This is a genomic window from Crenothrix polyspora, assembly GCF_900163755.1.
GTDB lineage: Bacteria > Pseudomonadota > Gammaproteobacteria > Methylococcales > Methylomonadaceae > Crenothrix > Crenothrix polyspora.
Genome location: NZ_FUKI01000172.1, coordinates 1 through 5,035, shown reverse-complemented (window position 1 = coordinate 5,035; position 5,035 = coordinate 1). Strand labels below are relative to the sequence as shown.

The window sequence follows — 5,035 nt, the reverse complement described above, 5'->3', positions numbered from 1 at the left end:
GACGTGTATCCCGACTTTCAGTCGATACCTTAAACCCACCGGCCTAGCCGGTGGTTGTTTAGTTGATAAATCGCAAGATCCGCATTGTGCAGCGTCGGATATTTATAATCACTTTGGTATTGCTTCCAGTACAGGGCAAAATAAATCTAAAGAAGTGCGTGATTTGTTGAAAATGCGCCAGTTTTCTCCAGAGTGGACTGTACCCAGCAAAATTGAACAAAATCCAATGATTTGGATGATAACCGTGAATGGTATGATTGTGGATGTCCGGTATATGCCTTTAGAAGTGCAAGAAATTGCCTATAAAAAGGGATTAATCCCCTATATTCCTGGGAACAATAAAAACTCACCCGAATAGCCCCGCATAAAAATGTAACGGGATACAGAAAAAACACTATGAATTGGCAAGAATTATCCAGTACATCACATTATAAAACGGCGGTGGCAGTGAAACATGAAATGGCCAGCGGCAACCTACCTGAAGCTGTTATCGGCATAGAGGAGTTAATACAAGCCTTGTCCCGTTCAGAAAAGCGTGCATTAAAAAGCCAGATGGTCAGGCTTATGCTGCATATTATTAAATGGCAATCGCAACCTGAAAGACGCTCGTTAAGCTGGGTTGCCAGCATAAGAGATGCGCGTGAAGAAATTGCGGATATTCAGGAAGAAACGCCTAGCTTAAATGATAATGCCATTAAGGAATTATGGGATAAGGTATTTATTATTGCCAAGCGTGATGCTCAAGCAGAAATGAGTAAAAAATCCAATGTAACATCGTTGTCCTGGCAAGCGGTTTTTGATGACGACTATGATTTTCTTGACGAAGATTTTTCTAATTGATTTCGGCTAGTAGTTGCATTTCCATTACTGCTGAGTAAAAACCACTATGAAACGTAGCGGAAAACGAACTATCCAAGTAACGCCTTTTCCGTGTTTTTTGTGTCGCCTAAAAGCGCCTACTTTTGGTTTCAGTGGACAATATAAACTCGCACAAAATAAATCCCTACGTGTTCTATTAAAAAACCAACCCGATTCAAAACCACCGTCACAAAGGTAACCATGCAAAAAAAAATTACGCGGGCACTGGTCAGTGTTTCCGATAAAACTGGCGTTGTAGACTTTTGCCGCGAACTGCACCAGTTAGACATTGAAATACTTTCCACCGGCGGCACAGCCAAAACCCTGTCCGAAAACAACATTCCCGTCATTGAGGTCTCCGAATATACAGGCTCACCAGAAATTATGGATGGCCGCGTTAAAACCCTGCACCCTAAAATTCACGGCGGCATACTGGCACGTCGCGGACTTGATGAAGCCGTAATGGCCGAAAATGGCATCCAGCCGATTGATATGGTGGTGGTCAATTTATACCCGTTTGAGCAGACCATCGCCAAAGCTGATTGCACGTTTGAAGATGCGATTGAAAATATCGACATCGGCGGCCCAACCATGATCCGTGCAGCGGCTAAAAACCATAACGATGTGGCGATTATCGTCAGCCCTGCCGATTACGCCGATGTTATCACCGAGCTAAAAGCCAACAACGCCAGCCTGTCACAACAAACCCGCTTTAAACTGGCGCTGACCAGCTTTGAACACACGGCCAGTTATGATACCGCGATTGCCAGCTATTTAGGCAAACTCAGTGGCAAACAATTTCCTGATACGCTGAACCTGCAATTTTACCGCAATACCAATATGCGTTACGGCGAAAACCCGCACCAACAGGCGGCATTTTATCAGGAGAAAGCACCCGCATCCGGTACGATTGCCGCTGCCAAACAGTTACAAGGCAAAGAACTGTCCTATAACAATATTGCTGATGCCGATGCGGCGTTGGAATGCGTCAAAGCCTTTACCGACAAGCCCACTTGCGTCATTGTCAAACACGCCAACCCGTGCGGCGTAGCAGAAGCGGATACTCTTTTGACTGCTTACGACAAAGCTTATCAAACTGATCCTACCTCGGCATTCGGTGGCATTATCGCGTTTAATCAGGAACTGGATGAACAAACCGCCAGCGAGATTATTAAACGCCAGTTTGTTGAAGTCATTATTGCGCCGACAATCAGCGCCGCAGCGCAAGCCGTGTTACGCGAAAAGCAAAATATTCGCGTAATGGAATGCGGTCAGTGGAATACAGCCAAACAAAACAGCCTAGATTTTAAACGTGTCACCGGTGGCTTGTTAGTACAAGATAACGACAATGGCACAATTGAACGTAGCCAATTAAAAGTGGTCAGTCAACGCATCCCTACCGAACAGCAAATCGATGATTTACTGTTCGCCTGGAAAGTAGCCAAGTTTGTTAAATCCAATGCTATTGTTTATGTCAAAGACGGCCAAACCATTGGCGTTGGCGCAGGCCAAATGAGCCGTGTGTATTCGGCCAAAATCGCTGGCATTAAGGCGGCGGATGAGGGTTTAGAAGTACCTGGTTCTGCGATGGCATCGGATGCGTTCTTTCCGTTCCGTGATGGTATAGATTCTGCGGCGGCTGCCGGAATTACTGCCATTATCCAGCCCGGTGGTTCGATGCGTGATAACGAAGTCATCGCCGCCGCTGACGAACACAATATCGCCATGGTGTTTACCGGTATGCGCCATTTCAGGCATTAAGGCTAAGACGTTCCATAAGGATATGAGTCCACGAAAGGCACGAAAAACACGAAAAATTATTCATTCAGACATTATGATATTGGCCTACGTTCGTGTTTTTCGTGGATAATTCTGTGTTCTATCAATAACCCAATCTTGCACAACCCACATTTACGAGAATCCCCATGAAAATACTCATAGTCGGCGGTGGTGGCCGCGAACACGCTTTGGCATGGAAAGCCAAACAATCACCTAAAGTTAGCCACGTGTTTGTTGCGCCCGGTAATGCCGGCACAGCACTGGAGCCTGCTATTGAAAATGTCGCCATCGCTGCCCATGATATTGCTGGCTTATTGGCATTTGCAAAAAATGAAGCGATTGATTTGACCATCGTTGGCCCTGAAATACCTTTAACACGCGGTATCGTCGACAGATTTCAACAAGCGGGGCTCAAATGTTTTGGCCCGACAGCCAAAGCGGCGCAATTGGAAGGCTCAAAAACCTATTGCAAAGATTTCATGATCCGCTACAAAATCCCTACCGCAAAATACCGGAGTTTTACCGATAAAAAGTTGGCTATTGCCTATATTAAGGCCGAAGGTGCGCCGATTGTCGTCAAAGCGGATGGCCTTGCTGCGGGCAAAGGGGTTATCGTCGCGCAAACCGAACAGGAAGCCATCACTGCCGTTGAAGACATGCTGTCTGGCAATGTGTTTGGTGCGGCTGGTAGCCGCGTTGTGGTCGAAGAATTTCTGACCGGTGAAGAAGCCAGCTTTATTGTCATGGCCGATGGCAAACACGCACTGGCTATGGCCACTTCGCAAGATCACAAGGCACGTGACAATGGCGACTTAGGCCCTAATACCGGTGGCATGGGCGCGTATTCTCCTGCGCCAGTGGTTACGCCGGAAATCCATCAAAAGGTGTTGGATACCGTCATCGCCCCCACCTTAAAAGGCATGATGGCCGATGGCAACCCCTACACCGGTTTTTTGTATGCGGGTTTGATGATTAGCCCTGACGGCACGATTAAAGTGCTGGAATACAATTGCCGTTTTGGTGATCCGGAAACCCAGCCCATCATGATGCGTATGAACAGCGATATAGTGGAACTGTGTGAAGCAGCTTTAGCTGGCAAACTTGACAAGATTGATAGTGATTGGGATGAGCGGGTTGCGGTGGGTGTGGTTTTAGCGGCTGGCGGTTATCCTGATGCTTTCCAGTCTGGGGCGATTATTTCGGGTTTGACGACAGATGAAGCTGCTGATAGAAAAGTCTTTCATGCCGGAACCAAACAAGTTGGTGACGATGTTGTCACGGCGGGTGGTCGCGTGTTATGTGCATGTGCGTTGGGCGCTACTGTTCAAGAAGCACAGGCCAAAGCCTATGAATTAGCCAAAACCATAGATTGGGAAGGGATTTATTACCGGACGGATATTGGCTTTAAGGCGATAAAAACCGACAGCTAAAATAGCTTGCTCTCTTGCTAATTTGCAGTGCTCACTTGTTTACTCAGTAAACAAGTGAGGCTTGGCAGTTGGGGCAGAAAAAGTTTAAGCTATTCAAAATATCCAGCAATAAGCAAGGGAATCTACAATGGCCTTAAGTGCAAATTCAGAACCTGAAAACACCTATCTATCTGAAGCGGAATATCTGGCCACAGAGCCGGACTTGGAGGTGCGTCGTGAATATATTAATGGCAACATTTATGCTATGGCAGGAGGCAGTACTAACCATAATATTTTATCAGGCAATATCTTTGGTGAATTCAGAAGCCATCTGAAAGGTACGCCCTGCGTGACATTTATGTCCGATATTAAAGTGCCGTTAAAGGTATCTTCAGGAAATAATTACGTGTACCCTGATGTACTGGTTGATTGCTCTAAAATTGAGGGCAAGAGTTATTTTTCAAACTCGCCTTTGCTTATTGTTGAAGTGCTATCTAAATCGACCCGAAAACGCGATCTGACCACAAAATTATTGCGCTATATTAATCTGCCGTCTTTGTTGGAATATGTTGTGGTAGAGCAAGATTTTGTTCAAATACAGATTTTTCGGAAAAAGACGGATTGGAAAGATGAGTTTTATTTTCTAGGTGATTCAATTACTTTTGAGTCAATTGCTCTAACGCTCTCGGTTGCAGACATTTATGATCGTGTTGAAAATGAAGATATGGATGAATTCAGACAGGGTATTGTTGTTTTCGATCAGCCTGAAAATGACGGATAACGCAGCAAGTCCGATTATTATCGATTGCACTTATGAGTTGAATGTAAGCGTTAAGTCATGAATCAAGAGTGACTTACAGCGTTTTCACAGTTCAATAGTTACAGCGTAACCGTTCGCACTGAGCTTGTCGAAGTGTGCCGTTCATGCTTCGACAAGCTCAGCACGAACGGTGGCTGTAACTGTCCTAAGTTGAAAACGCTGTATGTAA

Annotated in this window: 5 protein-coding genes; all 5 read left to right on the top strand. The window is 45.6% G+C overall.

What is annotated here, in order from left to right; genetic code table 11:
* A partial coding sequence (locus CRENPOLYSF2_RS18940) for a DUF6398 domain-containing protein (RefSeq protein WP_245808059.1) occupies positions 1-358 on the top strand: 358 nt, incomplete at its 5' end.
* A gap of 38 nt (positions 359-396) precedes the next feature.
* Positions 397-840: a DUF29 domain-containing protein gene (locus CRENPOLYSF2_RS18090; RefSeq protein WP_087145355.1), complete on the top strand. Its 444-nt coding sequence runs from the start codon at positions 397-399 to the stop codon at positions 838-840.
* A gap of 219 nt (positions 841-1,059) precedes the next feature.
* Positions 1,060-2,619: a bifunctional phosphoribosylaminoimidazolecarboxamide formyltransferase/IMP cyclohydrolase gene (purH, locus tag CRENPOLYSF2_RS18085; RefSeq protein WP_087145354.1), complete on the top strand. Its 1,560-nt coding sequence runs from the start codon at positions 1,060-1,062 to the stop codon at positions 2,617-2,619.
* 164 nt (positions 2,620-2,783) lie between these two features.
* Complete coding sequence (purD, locus tag CRENPOLYSF2_RS18080; protein WP_087145353.1) at positions 2,784-4,067, top strand: phosphoribosylamine--glycine ligase; 1,284 nt, start codon at positions 2,784-2,786, stop codon at positions 4,065-4,067.
* Between the two features lie 127 nt (positions 4,068-4,194).
* A complete protein-coding gene (locus CRENPOLYSF2_RS18075) occupies positions 4,195-4,827 on the top strand; it encodes a Uma2 family endonuclease (RefSeq protein WP_087145352.1) in 633 nt (210 codons plus the stop codon).
* Positions 4,828-5,035: the final 208 nt, after the last annotated feature.

What these genes read in the sequence shown, in the direction of transcription:
- CRENPOLYSF2_RS18090 (WP_087145355.1), top strand. Translation starts at nt 397, where the DNA reads ATGAATTGGCAAGAATTATCCAGTACATCACATTATAAAACGGCGGTG.
- purH (WP_087145354.1), top strand. Translation starts at nt 1,060, where the DNA reads ATGCAAAAAAAAATTACGCGGGCACTGGTCAGTGTTTCCGATAAAACT.
- purD (WP_087145353.1), top strand. Translation starts at nt 2,784, where the DNA reads ATGAAAATACTCATAGTCGGCGGTGGTGGCCGCGAACACGCTTTGGCA.
- CRENPOLYSF2_RS18075 (WP_087145352.1), top strand. Translation starts at nt 4,195, where the DNA reads ATGGCCTTAAGTGCAAATTCAGAACCTGAAAACACCTATCTATCTGAA.